13 protein-coding genes are annotated in these 15,651 nt (G+C 45.7%); 4 read left to right on the top strand and 9 right to left on the bottom strand.

Going from position 1 to position 15,651, the window contains the following annotated elements; translation table 11 throughout:
• The first annotated feature begins 18 nt into the window (after positions 1-18).
• From NSB28_RS13785 to NSB28_RS13800, 4 genes are read left to right on the top strand one after another with little or no spacing between them, the layout of a single operon-like run.
• The gene (locus NSB28_RS13785; RefSeq protein WP_109747419.1) at positions 19-1,059 is read left to right on the top strand and encodes a peptidoglycan recognition protein family protein; all 1,041 of its coding nucleotides are present in this window, start codon (positions 19-21) and stop codon (positions 1,057-1,059) included.
• Positions 1,060-1,079: 20 nt separating this feature from the next.
• Positions 1,080-2,042 (top strand): phage baseplate protein, encoded by a 963-nt coding sequence (locus tag NSB28_RS13790; RefSeq protein WP_109747418.1) that lies wholly within the window; start codon positions 1,080-1,082, stop codon positions 2,040-2,042.
• Positions 2,043-2,055: 13 nt separating this feature from the next.
• The gene (locus tag NSB28_RS13795) at positions 2,056-2,505 is read left to right on the top strand and encodes a hypothetical protein (RefSeq protein WP_109747417.1); all 450 of its coding nucleotides are present in this window, start codon (positions 2,056-2,058) and stop codon (positions 2,503-2,505) included.
• Positions 2,498-2,827 (top strand): hypothetical protein, encoded by a 330-nt coding sequence (locus NSB28_RS13800; protein WP_109747416.1) that lies wholly within the window; start codon positions 2,498-2,500, stop codon positions 2,825-2,827. Before NSB28_RS13795 ends, NSB28_RS13800 begins: the two co-directional genes overlap by 8 nt.
• A 44-nt stretch (positions 2,828-2,871) precedes the next feature.
• On the opposite strand, the gene NSB28_RS13805 is transcribed toward NSB28_RS13800, so the two are convergent.
• From NSB28_RS13805 to NSB28_RS13845, 9 genes are all read right to left on the bottom strand, one after another.
• Positions 2,872-3,489 (bottom strand): hypothetical protein, encoded by a 618-nt coding sequence (locus NSB28_RS13805; RefSeq protein ID WP_109747415.1) that lies wholly within the window; start codon positions 3,487-3,489, stop codon positions 2,872-2,874.
• On the bottom strand, positions 3,468-4,814 hold the full coding sequence (locus tag NSB28_RS13810; protein WP_109747414.1) for an ABC transporter permease: 1,347 nt from the start codon (positions 4,812-4,814) through the stop codon (positions 3,468-3,470). The genes NSB28_RS13805 and NSB28_RS13810 overlap by 22 nt, the downstream gene beginning before the upstream one ends.
• Complete coding sequence (locus NSB28_RS13815; protein ID WP_109747472.1) at positions 4,814-5,692, bottom strand: ABC transporter ATP-binding protein; 879 nt, start codon at positions 5,690-5,692, stop codon at positions 4,814-4,816. The genes NSB28_RS13810 and NSB28_RS13815 overlap by 1 nt, the downstream gene beginning before the upstream one ends.
• Before the next feature lie 161 nt (positions 5,693-5,853).
• Positions 5,854-7,074, bottom strand: coding sequence for a HAMP domain-containing sensor histidine kinase (locus NSB28_RS13820; protein WP_109747413.1), 1,221 nt, complete (start codon positions 7,072-7,074; stop codon positions 5,854-5,856).
• Positions 7,062-7,736: a response regulator transcription factor gene (locus tag NSB28_RS13825; RefSeq protein ID WP_109747412.1), complete on the bottom strand. Its 675-nt coding sequence runs from the start codon at positions 7,734-7,736 to the stop codon at positions 7,062-7,064. Before NSB28_RS13825 ends, NSB28_RS13820 begins: the two co-directional genes overlap by 13 nt.
• 110 nt (positions 7,737-7,846) lie before the next feature.
• A complete protein-coding gene (locus tag NSB28_RS13830) occupies positions 7,847-8,815 on the bottom strand; it encodes a glycosyltransferase family 2 protein (RefSeq protein ID WP_109747411.1) in 969 nt (322 codons plus the stop codon).
• A gap of 32 nt (positions 8,816-8,847) precedes the next feature.
• Positions 8,848-9,963 carry a non-hydrolyzing UDP-N-acetylglucosamine 2-epimerase gene (gene wecB / locus NSB28_RS13835; protein ID WP_109747410.1) on the bottom strand — a complete coding sequence of 372 codons (1,116 nt, stop codon included), beginning with the start codon at positions 9,961-9,963 and terminating at the stop codon, positions 8,848-8,850.
• A complete protein-coding gene (gene wsfD / locus NSB28_RS13840; protein ID WP_257497835.1) occupies positions 9,917-13,057 on the bottom strand; it encodes a glycan biosynthesis hexose transferase WsfD in 3,141 nt (1,046 codons plus the stop codon). The genes wecB and wsfD overlap by 47 nt, the downstream gene beginning before the upstream one ends.
• Positions 13,058-13,094: 37 nt before the next feature.
• Complete coding sequence (locus tag NSB28_RS13845; RefSeq protein ID WP_109747408.1) at positions 13,095-15,647, bottom strand: hypothetical protein; 2,553 nt, start codon at positions 15,645-15,647, stop codon at positions 13,095-13,097.
• Positions 15,648-15,651 lie beyond the last annotated feature (4 nt).

A 15,651-nucleotide genomic window follows, 5' to 3' on the forward strand; every position in this document is an offset into this window, starting at 1 on the left:
GACAAAGGAGGTCAAATAATGACTATTAACAAAAACCTCATGTCCCTCAATCACACCCCTTTAAAACGCAGCAAATCCGACATCCAGTTTATCGTCATCCATTACGTAGGTGCCCTGGGTGATGCAAAAGCAAACACTGACTACTATAAAAGCCAGTATGTAGGAGCTTCTGCGGATTTCTGGGTTGGCTTTAACGGGGATGTGTGGCAGGGTAATGACTACCATAACTATTATTCCTGGGCCATCGGCGGTGGTCTGCAGGGCTCCGGCCCCCACCCATGGTATCAGATAGCATTAAACAGTAATTCCGTCAGTATAGAGATGTGCGTCCGTAAGAGGAACACAGCAACCATGAATGCTACTGACAAAGACTGGTACTTTGAGGATGCAACAATCGAATCCTCGGCAAAGTTAACCGCCCAGCTCATGAACGAGCTAAATATTAATATTGATCACGTTATACGCCATTATGACGTCAACGCTAAAATTTGTCCAAACCCATTTGTCTATAATACTGGTAAAATTACCTGGGATGGATTCTTAAAAAAAGTATTATCATATCTTAATACCTCTGACGCAAATGCTGGCTCAGGCAATGATTCAGCCCCCGGACTTGAAAATAACCACTCTGGCAGCTCTGCATATGATAATCTATACCGTGTAGGGACAGGATGGCAGAATGGCCGCTGTGTAAACCAAAAAGGAGCATTTACCATATTGGATAATGCAAGATCTTTTGCATCTGCATGCGGAAGCTCATATAACGTATATAGATCTGATGGAGAAATTGTTCATACATATACAGAAGATAAAATATCACCGCCAACTTCTTTCAAACCTTATACAGTGAAAATATCTGCCCCCGATGTCTATATACGCTCAGGCCCTGGGATATCTTATCATCCAACAGGGTTTACTGGGATTGGGACATTCACTATAGTAGATGAAGCCAGAGATGCCAGCAGCCAACTCTGGGGACTTTTAAAGTCTTATGAAAAATTGAAAGATGGCTGGGTTGCACTATGGCTTTCCTGTGTAAACAAAACCGATATACATTAACAATTATAAGGAGGATCTAAATGCCTGACGATATACTTTTAAGCCAAACACAAAATACAGCATCACATGCAGCCGCCCCTGCTTCTGATACTGTTCCGGTAAAAACACTGGCGGAACTTCCAAAAGCCGCCTCCATTAACGATTCCGATATATTTTTAGTCCAAAACAGCACTACAACACAATATGGCCAGATTTCCCAGCTGCTGGAAAAATTCTCAGACAGAATTATGCAGCAGACACTAAACCGTTTCCATCCTGTGGGAAGTCTTTATCTGACTGTGACTAACACTAATCCAGGCACTCTATTAGGGGGCACATGGGAAAGATATGGAAATGGAAAGGTTCTTATGGGCGTTGATGAAAACCAGACAGAATTTAATACCCCGGCTAAGACTGGCGGTGCCAAGACTGTCAGCCTTTCCCACAGTCATACGGTTACAAGCCATGCCCATTCTGTTGGCGGCCACGCCCATTCTATAAACGGGCATAGCCATACAGTAAATAATCACGGGCATTCTATGGGTTCACACAGTCATACAGTAAATAATCATACTCATTATGTCCAGGGACACAGCCATACAGTTAATAGTCATAAACACCTTCAGACTATGGGATCTAATTCATCTTATTTTTACTTTAGATGTGATGCTCCTAATGGCCAGCTGAACCAAAATGGTACTGTTGGCTACTGGGATGTAAAATCAGCGGCGTCCAGGGCCGGAGCATTTGATTATACGTCTTCAGTAGCTCCAGGTACGTCAGCTACTGCACTTAATACAGACGGTTCAGCGCCTGGAACATCTGCGTTTTCGGGAAATACAGGAAACACTGCTCCCGGAACTAACAGCGTCGGTCTTACTACAAATAACAGCACCGCGTTTAATACTGGCAGTTCTGCTCCTGGCACTAATTCTCAGCTAAGCGCTGCCCAGAGTATCCTGCCGCCTTACCAGACCTGCTATATCTGGAAACGTAAGGCCTAAAGGACGGTGACCCATGGACCACATCAAAGAACTCCTGAACCTTGGACTCCCATCAGTCATCATGATCCTCCTGGGCGTGCTGTTCGCCTTTCAGGAGATTATCCGGCTGATTGACTGGATACTGACGCGCTTCGGCATCCAGTCCAGGTATTCTCTTGAGGAAAAAACAGAAAAAGAGATGATCCTTCAGCATGAGGAAAACTTCAACAGGATCGACCGGACTCTGAACTGCCTCTGCGCAGCTAACCGGGAGGCCCTTGCTGACAGGATCAATCAGAAATATAAGATCTATATGCGAAAAGGGTATATCCCTGAAGATGAATTCGAAGAATTTGTAAATCTCCATGACGCCTATAATGGAGTGGACGGCAACCATACGGGAGATGCCAAATTTAAGAAATGTATGGAGCTTCCTGTACTTGTAGAGGAAGACCTGATTGGAGAGGAGGTAAAAAATGAGTGAAATATTCCGGCTGATGCCTGTTCTTGCAGTGGTGATCACCTTAAATATTCTGCTTGGCATATACAATTCTATAAAAATCGAAAACTTCCGTTTCAGTAAAGAAAAACTGTTAAACGGGATTTTAAAAGCGTTGATCGTGGCAGGTTCATTTATTGGCTTTGCCTACGTATTTTCTATGATCGACTTATCGTCTGCAGGCATCACCCCGCTACTTGTCATGCAGGTCTCAATCATAACATATGCCACAAAGGGCATAACAAACCTGGCCAAGATCATGGGGATCAGCAGTCTGATAGAAAAAAACGGCAGTTCTAAAAAATAAATGCCCGGAGGGCAGCAGCTCTCCAGGCACTCTCTTTAACTATCTCATCTCTTGATCTGTCTGACCCCCAATCCCGCGCATATAAGCACAACGCCTGCGCAGGCCAGCCAGATCTTAGGTTCATATCTGTCCTGCATCATGGAAAACAGATAGAAATTTTTCAGGTATTTATCCCCGCTGAAGTTGGTAGCATAATAGACTATGGGGATCATGTATCCAATGATCACATTGTCAGACAGGCCGTATGCCGCTATCCCCAGGCCTCCCAGGAAGAAGGCTTCTGACAGGACGCCTGCATACATTTCAAGGACCGGAAACTCACAGCCGCCTGTCTTCAGATACAATGTGAAGGCCCCCAGGAGTAATACAAGAAATATAAAGCTCTCTGCCAGTCTGACCATCTGGACTTTCAGGGCCGGGGTATATTTTGCCGCTGTCAGGTCCCGGATATTTTTGTCCTGGTCTGGAAGAAATATGGGTACCAGGAGGATGATGCCTATAAGGGCTGCATACATCTCAAGCGACTGGGCGGTCTGGGCCGGCTCCAGGTTTCTCACGCTGATCAGAAGCGGAGACATTACCAGGAAAGCCGCCGCTATCAGCAGATGGCGTGACAGATGATATTTTAAATTTACCTTTCCTATTTCGACGCACGTTTCCATGGCACTTCCCACTTTCCTTTCCTTTTCAGTTCATAGACGATAATTGTTCCCGCCAGCAGCAGCAGGGCTATTGCTGCATAGAATATCCTGTTTGTGATAAGGTCAGGCAGCTGTTCTGTGAATTTTTCATATTTACCGCAGGTATTCCATCTTGGTATAAGGTTCAGTCCAAAGCTCCCTTCCAGGGTTCCTTTTCCGAACGCCATGAAATTGCTTGCCATCCACCATATTCCCTGAACCAGGACTGCAATCGGAGAATCTGTCAGCTCGGTAAAGAAAAATCCTACAGACAGGGCTGTCATGGCGGTGGGCATCAGCCAGCCGAAAATATGTTTCAGGAATGCGAAGGCATCCACATCCACGCCAAGGCCCCTGCCATAATATATACACTGTACCGTGACCATCGCACCCAGAACTATGACAGGAAGAAGCGCAAATAAAAGTGTAGCCAGGTATCTTGAGAGGATGACCGCTGCAGATGATACTTTCCTTGCATAGATAACTTCGGCTGCTTTTGCCCTCCTGTCCCTGAGCGCTCTCGTCGCCGAGAGAAATACCGGGAGGATAGCCAGCATGAGCCCCAGATAATCACAGAATTCTCTTGCATATGCGTTTGATATCTTATCTTTGTACAAGGTATCTTCATATTCTTTCTGCAGATCCTCAAATGTCAGTTCCTTCTCAGCGTTCATATAGAGTCTCGACGGGGCAAAATCAGATCCGCCCCCGATAAGGCCGTCTATTTCTTTCATCTGCTTTTCAAACTCATCATATGTCAGTCCTTCCACTGCCGGAATATCAGGCCAGAACTGCATGCGCCTCTCAAAATCATCAGATGGCTGGGCCTCATATGATTCATCATCAAAATTTTCAGGATCATAACTCTCCATATCATAATTGTCCGGACCATAATTTTCTGTGAAAACTTCAGGCCCTTCATTCACATCTGCCTCTGCATTAAAATATTTCTGCATGAATTGAGTAATTTCATTTTTATCCATGCCCGTGTCTTTTTCAATGATCTCTGCTACACGGGCGGCCTCATCTTCATCCAGCTTTACACTTTTGTAAAATCCCATCGGATAGGCAGTATAACTATTAGTGTAAAAACAATAAGCCAGCTTTCCCAAAGTGCCATCCATAATGTCCTTTTTATCGACTGCATAATCTGCACCGTAGCTCTTCATGCCCGGCTGGGGTTTCACCAGCGGGGTAAATGTAGAAAGCTGTGAAAAGTAGAAAAGGACAAGTATGACCAGGTACAGGTAAAATGTAATGCTTCTTAAAAGCTGCCTGCATTCTTTCCAAAATAATGACAGAAACATTATCGTACTCTCCTTTCCTTCTGCATCAGATACATATAAGCATCTTCGACATTTGCCTCGCAGAGGGCTGCTCCCTGGAAAGGAAGTTTTTCCGATACAAGACGCACATCTGCGTGAGCTGCACTGACCATCATTCCGGTCACAATATATTCTTCCTTTATTCTGGGCAGTTCTTTCTTAGACACCCTGGCAGTATAGATTTTCCCATAGGCTTCACCCAGCAGGCCTTCTACCGATCCCCTGTAAATGAGCCTGCCTTCGTTAAGTATCCCAATATTTTCACAGGTAGCTTCGATATCTCCCACTATATGCGTAGACAGGATAACGATCCTGTCTTCTGCGATCTCACAAAGAAGGTTTCTGAAGCGCACCCTCTCTTCCGGGTCCAGGCCTGCAGTAGGCTCATCTACAATAAGCACCTTGGGGTCATGCAGGATGGCCTGGGCAATTCCCAGGCGTCTGCGCATACCGCCTGACATGGCTTTTACTTTTGTCCTTTTATTATTCTGGAGGTTTACCTTTTCCAGAAGATCCGGTATACGTTCTTTACGGACGGACTTTGGCAGGCCTGAGAGTACTCCCAGGTAATCCATAGCCTCATACGATGACATGTTTCCATACATTGAAAAATCCTGGGGCAGATACCCTGTCATCTTTCTTATTTCCCTGGAATGCCCAATGTCTGTACCGCATATTCTGACCTCTCCCCCTGTTTTTGGAAGAAGTGTGGACAGGATTTTCATCAGCGTTGTCTTCCCCGCTCCGTTTGGTCCCAGCAGCCCGAACATCCCGCTCCCTATTGTCAGGTTCACATTTTTTAAAGCCTGCTTTTTTCCATATGTTTTATCCAGATTCTGAATAACTATTTCAGTAGACATGTTTTCTCCTTCTTTCTTAATATCTTCAGGTACTTCCCTGTTGTTATAAGCAAAGTATAAACAGAAAATTTCTATACTTTTCCTACAGAACAAAGAAAATGCATCTCCAGGAATGCCGGGCCGGCTTGTAAATTCCGGCATCCCTGAAAATGCATTTTGAATCAGATTATATAGAAACTGGCGCAGCAGATAGCCCCGCCCTCTATACTGTTTGACAGATCCAGCCGTCCTCTGTGTTTTTCACACAATACCTTGCAGATAAACAGGCCGATACCAAAGTGCCCGCCCTTTCCTTTTTCCCCAAAGTATGGCTTGGAGGCTTTCTCAAGGCCCTCCCTCGTGAAGCCCGGCCCGTCATCTTGGACGTAAACCTGGAGATAATCCCCGTCCTCACTGATATCCGCATATAACTCTATGTGCTCTTTCGCGTAGCGCATGGCATTTGAGATCAGATTCTCCGCCACTTCCATGATCATGGCCTCATCCGCATATACTTCCTTTCCCTCTTTTACTGCATATTCGAATGTAAATGATATGCCTTCCATGCCGTCCAGGATCAGTACAGTTTCCTTCAGCTTTTTTACCAGGGCCAGTATATCCTGCTTTTTCAGCTTTGGCTCCAGCTCTTCCATGGTATTGATTTCTTTCATAGTATTAGAAAAATCCCTGAGGCGTATCACCTGGTCATCAATCAATGTCAGGTATTCTGTCAGGCTCTCCTCACTGACTTTTCCTGTCGGGTAATATGTCCTCAGAAATTCAGTGTAACCGCGGATCACAGTCAGCGGCGTCCGCAGGTCGTGGGCAAATGCCGCATTCAGACATCTCTGTTCTTCCATCAGATTCCATGTAGTCTGGTAATTATCAATCAGCCTGCGCCTCATGGCATCAAACGCGCCGCACAGCTCACCCATTTCGTCCAGTGCAGTGTAAGTACAGTCAAAGTCCAGTTCTCCCCGGCTTACATGCATGGCTCCGTCCTGGATGATCGTAATGGGTTCCTCCAGTTTATTCCTGTAAAACATCCAGGACACAAGGATAATAGCGCCAATTGAGTAGAATAAAACACACCAGTTTTCTATATACCAGAATACAGAATATATGATTTTATCTGTTCCGCTCATTACACTGTAATACTCTCCGCTTACCAGGATCCTGTACATATCCTCTTCCGCTTCCCGTTCCCACTCGTATGCCGTGTCCATGGGCGCATATCTCATATTTATAAGCTTACGCCAGCCTTCACACAACATGCCTGTGCCAACGGACAGGCAGATAACTGCAGCAGCTGCCACTGCTATATAGACGGCCAGCGACTTCTTCAGAGAAGCATCCAGCAGTTTTTTCCGGATCTTTTCAATGATCTCTTCTATCCAATCCACTTATATCCAACTCCCCACACTGTGTCTACATAAACCTTGTCTGAAAATTTTCCTATTTTCAGCCTGATCCTGCGCACATGCTCAGCAATAGTGCTGCTGTCACCTTCTTCTTCAAAGCCTCTTAGGGTCTCATATATCTTTTCCTTGCTGAAGATCTGCCCTCTGTGCATAGACAGCAGTTCTACGATGTCAAATTCCATTCTTGTGAGAGGAATCTCTTTATCCTGATAAAAAACAGTCCGCTCAGTATAATTAATGACCAGCTCATCGGAAAATTTCAATTTCTCCTTTGAACCACTTCGTTCCTCGCGTCTCAGATGCGCCTTTACCCTTGCGGAAAGTTCCTCCATGGAAAACGGCTTTACTACATAGTCGTCTCCGCCGATCATCAGCCCGTTTACCCTGTCTCTTTCCTCCACCTTTGCTGTCAGGAAAATGATAGGACAGTTCACATGGTTCCTTATTTTCCTGCATACTTCAAAGCCATCCATATCCGGCATATTGATATCCAGCAAAATCAGGTCCGGCCCTTTTTCCAGCAGTTCTATAGCCTCTCTGCCGTCAGCAGCCGTATAGACAAGATATCCCTGCATATTAAAAAAATCCTTCAGCAGCCTGCGGATAGGTTCTTCATCATCCACAGCCAATATTTTATACTGCATTCTTTTTCTTCCTCCCTTATCCACATACTTTTCACCTGCCCCGGAAGTAATCCACATTTTATTAGTGTAACATACAATTATCTATAAAAAAACTACAAAGTAAGACTGCCTTAAATTTCCTGCTCCGCTGCATCCAGCAGATTTTCTTCTATGATATACCGGGGCCTCTGTTTTACTTCCCCATAAATTTTTCCTATATATTCACCGATGATTCCCAGGCAGAACAGCTGCAGCCCTCCTACCAGCCAGATGGAACAGATAACGCTTGTCCATCCCTGAACAGTATACCCTAATAATTTAGTCAGCAGGAAATGCAGTAAAAAAAGAAGGCTGATAAATGAAATAAGGATACCGATCACGGATATGGCCTTCAATGGCTTTACTGTAAAAGAAGTAATGCCGTCCCAGGCAAAAGCAAGCATCTTTTTAAAAGGATACTTGGATTCTCCTGCAAAGCGCTCGTTTCTTTCGTACAGGACCACATCGGAGGTATAACCGATCAGCGGAAATATCCCTCTTAAAAACAGGTTTACTTCCCGGAAATCTTTCAGGCTTTCCAGGACTCTTTTACTTGTCAGGCGGTAATCAGCATGGTTAAATACTGTCTTCACCCCCATGGCAGACATGACCCTGTAGAAACTCTCCGCAGAAAAACGTTTGAAAAATGTATCTTTTTTTCTGGAGGACCTCACTCCATAGACTATATCATTCCCATCCATATACTTTTTGATCATTTCATCCAGAACCTCCACGTCATCCTGAAGATCCGCATCCATGGAGATCACTGCATCTGCATAGTCTTTGGCTGTCATCAGCCCGGCCAGCAGTGCATTCTGGTGTCCCATATTATGGGCCAGGCTGATGCCTGTAAACCGCGGATTTTCTCTGTGTATCTGCTGTATGAGCTCCCATGTCCTGTCCTTTGAACCATCATTTACATAGAGTACCTTACTCCTGCCGTCATCGATAAGCCCCTCCCTGCACATGCGCTCCATCTTATCATTCAGGCGTTTTGTAGTTTCCGGAAGTACTTCCTCCTCGTTATAGCATGGTACCACCAAATATAATCCACATCCCATATGCCCTGCCCCTTTCTATTAAACCAGGTCCTTCAGACAGCTGGCTGCCCGCCTGTATCCTTCTCTAAAATATCTGCTATCCTGATGCATGCATTCCCGTCTCCATATGGATTGGATGCCCGGCTCATTTTATCATACTCGTTTTTATCCGTGAGCAGCTGTCTGAATACCTGATATATTCTTTCTTCTTCCGTTCCTACAAGCTTCAGCGTTCCCGCCTCAACTCCCTCCGGCCTCTCAGTAGTGTCACGCATTACCAGGACGGGCTTTCCCAGGCCGGGAGCCTCCTCCTGTATTCCGCCGCTGTCCGTCAGCACCAGATAGCAGCGCGCCATGAGATTATGGAAATCCATTACATCCAGAGGTTCTATCAGATGGATCCTGTCAGAATCTCCCAGATATCTCTTTGCACATTTCTGTACAAGCGGGTTTAAATGCACAGGATAGATCACTTTCACATCCTCAAACTCATCAACGATCCGCCGGATTGCCCTGAACATCTGCTCCATCGGCCTTCCCAGGTTTTCACGCCGGTGGGCTGTGATCAGGATACACCTGCTTCCCCGGGCCCATTTAAGCTGGTCATGAGAATAATTTTTCCTGACCGTTGTCTTCATGGCGTCGATTGCCGTGTTCCCTGTAATAAATACCCTTTCCGGCGCTGTCCCTTCTCTCAGCAGATGCTCCCTGGCCGCTGCCGTGGGGGCAAAATGATAACTTGCCATGATCCCTATTGATCTTCTGTTCATCTCTTCCGGGAAGGGGCTGAATATGTTGTAGGTCCTCAGCCCGGCCTCCACATGTCCAACAGGTATCCTGAGATAAAAGCCGGCAAGAGCTGACGCGTAAGCAGTCGTGGTATCTCCGTGTACAAGTACCACATCCGGTCTTTCCTTTTCCAGCACCTCTTTCATCCTGGTCATCACCAGGACCGTCACGTCAAAAAGTGTCTGGTTTTCTTTCATGATGTTCAGGTCATAATCAGGGTGTACGTCAAATACCCCCAGGACACTGTCCAGCATCTGGCGGTGCTGTCCTGTCACACACACTATAGTCTGGATCCCGTGCCTCTTTTTCAGTTCCAGTACAAGGGGGCACATTTTAATTGCTTCCGGCCGTGTCCCGAATACTACTGCTACTTTTTTCATCCTTTTTCCCCCTTCTCAGCCAGCTTATCAATTGAACCACTGTGATCACTGTGAGCAAATCGTGGCATACCATAAATCCAAACATCTGCTTCTGATTGTCCGCAAACCCGTTTCCAATCACAGACAGAGGGTACTGCAGACATCCAATGAGCATGATTCCCATATAAACAACACATAAAAGCTTCTTCTGTGCCGGGTTATCACGTTTTCTGATACAGCTGATGCAGTACCACAGCAAAACTCCATAGACAGCCGCATATTCCCAAAAGGCGCCAAAGGAGAAGAACGGCCTCCAATACAGCCAAAGTCCCAGCCTGTCAACAGGATCATGCTCCCCTCCATAGTTCTGGCCTTTATAAGCCCTAAACCCATTGTACAGTTCCCTTGACTCTGCCGCTGAGTAGTCCAGCATTTTCAGCAGCTGCAGAGGCCTTTTCAAATAATATTTAACCATGGTGAAGGTATTCACATGATCATAGAATGCTTCATCTGCTTCTGGTGAATTAGGGCTGATCACATAATCTGCATCAGGCTGGTAGGCATCTTTTCCTATGTCAGCCGCCATCCTGGGATCTATTCCCAGTTCTTCCATATCCCCCACAGGATCATCAGAAACCATCAGCGCTCCATAGAATACGGACTGCCATACAGTCTGCCTTTCTGAAATATTGCCATTGTCCTGATAGATGCGTATTCCCTCATATGTCATCCCGGCGAACAGTATCATAAACAGGATTGTATAGGGAATTAATTTTTTCAGCTTTAGCGGCCTGTGATACAGGGCGAATACGATCAAAAGGATTCCCAGCACAGGCAGGGCAACAAGCATCTGCGCCTTTGCGCACAAAAGGAACCTGCAGGCAAGCAGCAGAAGGAATACATGCAGCATGCCCTTTCCCTGGGGTATTACAGCTAAATGCACACAGCAGGCCGCCACCATAAAGACGCCCAGAAAAATACATCCTTCACCGAACAGGGAATTGAACCATACAAGATAGCTTTCACACAGAAAAACAACACACATCCCTATACCAAATAAAAGCGTGTATTTTTTTAAATAAGGAAACATATCCCTCACAATTGACAAAATGCACAGCAGCAATATGATACTCATGACAATGCTTACATAATAGGTGCTGAATGGCTGCTGCAGGATATAGCAGATCCCTCTTACAATTGCTACAGGATAGATCAGGCTGTATGTAGGCTTTATAAGAGTAAGCGTCCTGAAATCAAAAGCAGAGCGGTATGCATATTCCTCGATCACCCTGTTTCCCAGCTGTGCGTTAGTATCATAGAAGATATCACCAGTCCATATAAGGCCTGTCTGTTCCATCATACGTCCAAAATCGCCGTTATTTACACACCCTGCCCTTGGGTCTGCCAGCAGTATGACTGCAGTCATGCACACAGCGGCGGCGGATACTGCTGTCATTACATACTTCCTGTTTCCTGCAGCTTTCATGACCAGCTTATACAGCTTCCCGGCTTTCCCGGCTATCCAGCTGTACAAAAAGACGTTTTCATTTTCATCCCCAGTGATTTCCCCGCTGATCAGCAATCCGCTGTCCTGCTCCGGCAGCTCGCTGTATATCCTGCGAAACCACCCGGAAGCCTTAACCGCCCCTATGTATAAACAGGTCAGGACCCCTGCTGCCTGTAATGCAATGACGAAGACGGCAAAAACTCTCATAAATACCATTGATGCCCTGCCCTCAGCCATAATGTACAAAGGCAGGCTGCTGGCTGCTCCCAGCGCCCATGTAAGGATCACTGCCGGCAATACCCAGGCGCCCCGTTTTTTATTTCTTATTCCTTTTATAAATATCAGAACTGCTCCGGCAGCAAAAAGTAAAAATAAGATCAGCAGCATGGCACAATTTTCCGGAAACAGCATTTTCAGAAGTGTATCTGCCAACGACCAGCTCTTTGTCACTTTATCCTGCTGTGAACTGAACTGTCCTACACCCAAGACCCATTCTGTCTCAAAACTGTTAAAAGGTTCTTCCTGGCAAATGAGTGTTTTTAAAATCCTCCCGGGATGATTTAAATACCATGTGAAAATTGTCTTTTGGTTCAGCTTGGAAAATAGCATCTCTGCTTCTTCCTCATCTCTGGGATTATGTACATAAGTGCCCGCATCCTGATAGTATGAATTGCCGATATCAGATATATAATCTTCATCAAGACCAAAATCCTTAAGATCCCCGGCCGGGTCAGCCGATGCCTCCAGAAATCCCTGGAAGGCTGCATGGTAGGCGGATGTCTCAGAATTCATATCCGGGTCGCTCTGATACTGCCGTACACCGGAGCTGATCCCTGTCACCAGGATTCCCGCCAATATCACTCCGCAGATCACTTTCCGTGAAAAATTCTTCTGTTCACACACAAATACCCCGGCGGCGGCAATAGCAAATGGTATAAAAACTACCATCACCGGCGATGCATTAATAAGAAATACTAATGCGCCTGCAAGAGGGAAAAGGGCATAACCGCCTCTTCCCTTCCTGTAAGTCAACGCTCTTAACAACATTGAGGATGCCAGTAAAAATCCTATGATCATAGTACCTGTGCTGTACAGGGAATTAAAAAATACTGTCAGATTCCTGTCAGAGAGGAGCAGAAGCAGCAATGCCCCCGGCAGCCAGGCGGCTCTCCCTGCCAGATATGCGGTTCCCCGTACCAGCGCATATACACTGTAAGCTGCCGCAGCTGCATAGATCATGTACAAATATATAGTAGAAAAATCCAGTCCGAAAGGTTCTGTCACCAGACGTATGAGGGCCACCGGGTATATCAGGCTTCCGCACCCGCTGGGGGCCAGCAGCTTCGCATAAGAAAAATGTCCGTATCCATAGTTTTCGATCACCCTGGTATACGTCAGGGTACTCTCCTCTGCCTGATCCCCGGGGGTATAGACAAGACCTGCTTTGGCCATCACGTTTTCGTATTTTCCTGAATCAACTGTCCCCAGCCTGGGAGATGAGGCAAGCCCGGAAACAGTCACCACGAATGCCAGGATTCCAAACAGCAGTCCCATGGCTCTTGCATCGTTATCCAATATCTTCTTTAAAAAGATCAATACTTTTTTCATCCATATATCCCCCCGGGTTCTTTCAGCCTGATTTCTCTCACTCATTTTGGAGAACATCTGATACTGTCATTTCCAGAATCTCAGCCTTGGAGAATCTGAATTCATTTCCGTCAATATCTACAGCACATCCAAGATGCAGCGTCCCATCATATTCAGATGTCCTGCTTTCTACATTTTCCAGCACTTTTTCACCATTCAGAATCACGGTATACATATACCCTGACTTGATGATCTCCAGTTCTGACTCCGGCTGCGGCGGCAGTTCTACCTCCTTTGCAGTCTGTCCAAGTGTCAGGCTTAAGGTAGACTCATCCAGAACATTGATGATCAGCCCCCTGTAATTTACAGGCTCCTCCGCAAAACACGTGGCCAGCATCTGTCCAGCCTCCCCCTTCCTGAATTTTAATTTCAGCGTCCAGTTTTTATCTGCTGTATCATACAGCTGTATTCCAGTATCCACAAATTCAGAAATACCGTCGCCCAGGAATGGATGAGGCAGGACATAATCAACTGGTGAAGGCTCTTTACCGGGCTGCTCCTCTTTATAGTCAGGATTCCATTCCATTATCCGGCTCTCTCCCACGATCCCGTCGTACACTTCAAAGTTATAGACTTTAATATCACTGAATCTGAATTTCTCGCCTTCTGCCGTCTCCTGGCAGCCAATGAGCAGATTACCCTTGTATTCATCCACTGCTGACATCTCATCACTTATGATCTTCTTTCCATTCAGATAAATATTGTAAGACGCCTGTTCCTTTGTAATCACAAGGCGGATAACAGAGTCCTTCTCTACCTGGACATTCGTGCTGTGGTTTCCAAACATTATATTAATGTTTCCTGGTTCCAGCCTCCTTACCAGCAGCCCTCTGTAATTGCTTTCTTCCTCACAGAAACATGAAAAATAAACTCCGGCCCCTATTTCTGACGTCTCACCAAACTGTGCCATGACCGTCCAGGATGCCCCCGGATCCTGGTACAGAGGAATGCCCGTGTCCAGATACTTTTCTGCACCGTCGCCGGCAAACTGTTGTGCCAGTTCATAATCAGCTTCTGAGCCGGCAGCAGGCGCCTGATACTCCTGCGGCCTGGGCAGTTCCCTTGGCTCCCACTCGCGCACTTCCTGCTCATCCAGGCTGATATCATACACTTCCAGGTCTTTCACATCCGTATCGCTGTACCTGAACCTCCTGCCTTCGGCATCCGCCTGGCACCCCAGCAGCAGCGTTCCCTCATATGGACTGATCTTATCCATTGTTAATTCTCCTGCCAGTGAACCGTCTGCGTAAACTTTATAATTAAGACCGTTTTTCACAACCGCAAGCTTCAAAGTTTCGCCAAATTCGGTGATCTCTATCCTGCTGATGGCATTAAAAATTACATATATTTTTCCATCTTTTTTATTTATCAGCAGGCCTGTATAATTATCAGGCTCCTCACTAAAGCATGACATCCATACCTGGTCTTCACTGTCACATTCTGTAGATATTTCTGTTAACAGAGTATAAGAAGCCAGCGGATTATCATATAACTTCACTTCTGTATCCCTATAATTTAAGCCGCCGCCCACAAACTGTTCATCCAGAGCAAAAACAATATTTTCGGATGTCTCCTTCTTCTGTGCCCATATGTGGCTCTCATCTTTTCTTCTGTCAGGGAGTTCATAATTTTGTCTTAGATAATTTGCCAGATAAGTGGAATATCTCAGTATCCCGCTGTCGTTCAAATGCCCCGGATCCCTGAAATCTGTTTCAGGATTGATCCCCGCCTCCTGATAAAAATTATTGAAATTTAAAAACTCAATCCCGTTCTCCATTGCTATCTCAGAAATCTTATTATAGCGTTTCTGTTCAATCTCCTGGACATCATAGGGGGAAGTAACCAGCATCAGGGGGATATCCTTTTCCCGGCAGTAATCAATGATCATATAAAAGTATCTGCCCAATTTTTCTGACAGCTCTGCTTTTTCAGTGACTGCCGACGTGTCACGGATAGAGATTGGCTGTACGATGCCGCCGGAAGATTCAATCGTCTGTATGTCTGTATTTTTATTCCAGAAAAAGCTGCTGAAATCTTCGGCGGTCAGGCTTCCATATCTATAATGATAGGTAGGCAGCCCCAGCAGTACACTGTCTCTGTATTCTGGTTCCACCCCTGCTTCTATAGCTTCCAGCTTATCTTCTGAGAAACGCATACCCTGGACATTTTTTACAGAATTCTCATAGGCGCTGTACTCTAAATCATTTACTGCCAGATACGTGTCCATCACAACAAGTTTGGGAGTCTGGTATTTCAGGCATTCTTTCAGGAAGTAATAAGTATTCCATGTGGGCTGCATACCGCCCCAGCAGGCATAAGCGGCTATACCCTGCTCGTCCCAGAGGATACTTGGATCTACATTCATCCCCATATGGCTGCTGCCAAGCAGGAGTACATCCACAGTATCCTCCGGCAGGTCATAGAAATTTTCCATGGGCTTCACACCATCAGCATATTTAAACTTTAATATACTGCAGATAAAATACAGTCCAACCAGAAAACATCCCAGAAATACTATGGTTTTTACAATTTTCTTTATTTTGTCTTTCATATGG

It is taken from the genome of Murimonas intestini (genome assembly GCF_024622195.1).
Classification (GTDB): domain Bacteria; phylum Bacillota; class Clostridia; order Lachnospirales; family Lachnospiraceae; genus Murimonas; species Murimonas intestini.

Coding starts and splice junctions, on each gene's coding strand:
- NSB28_RS13830 (WP_109747411.1), bottom strand. CDS start 8,815: ATGGGATGTGGATTATATTTGGTGGTACCATGCTATAACGAGGAGGAA.
- wecB (WP_109747410.1), bottom strand. CDS start 9,963: ATGAAAAAAGTAGCAGTAGTATTCGGGACACGGCCGGAAGCAATTAAA.
- NSB28_RS13790 (WP_109747418.1), top strand. CDS start 1,080: ATGCCTGACGATATACTTTTAAGCCAAACACAAAATACAGCATCACAT.
- NSB28_RS13845 (WP_109747408.1), bottom strand. CDS start 15,647: ATGAAAGACAAAATAAAGAAAATTGTAAAAACCATAGTATTTCTGGGA.
- NSB28_RS13795 (WP_109747417.1), top strand. CDS start 2,056: ATGGACCACATCAAAGAACTCCTGAACCTTGGACTCCCATCAGTCATC.
- NSB28_RS13800 (WP_109747416.1), top strand. CDS start 2,498: ATGAGTGAAATATTCCGGCTGATGCCTGTTCTTGCAGTGGTGATCACC.
- wsfD (WP_257497835.1), bottom strand. CDS start 13,057: ATGAAAAAAGTATTGATCTTTTTAAAGAAGATATTGGATAACGATGCA.
- NSB28_RS13785 (WP_109747419.1), top strand. CDS start 19: ATGACTATTAACAAAAACCTCATGTCCCTCAATCACACCCCTTTAAAA.
- NSB28_RS13815 (WP_109747472.1), bottom strand. CDS start 5,692: ATGTCTACTGAAATAGTTATTCAGAATCTGGATAAAACATATGGAAAA.
- NSB28_RS13825 (WP_109747412.1), bottom strand. CDS start 7,736: ATGCAGTATAAAATATTGGCTGTGGATGATGAAGAACCTATCCGCAGG.
- NSB28_RS13805 (WP_109747415.1), bottom strand. CDS start 3,489: ATGGAAACGTGCGTCGAAATAGGAAAGGTAAATTTAAAATATCATCTG.
- NSB28_RS13810 (WP_109747414.1), bottom strand. CDS start 4,814: ATGTTTCTGTCATTATTTTGGAAAGAATGCAGGCAGCTTTTAAGAAGC.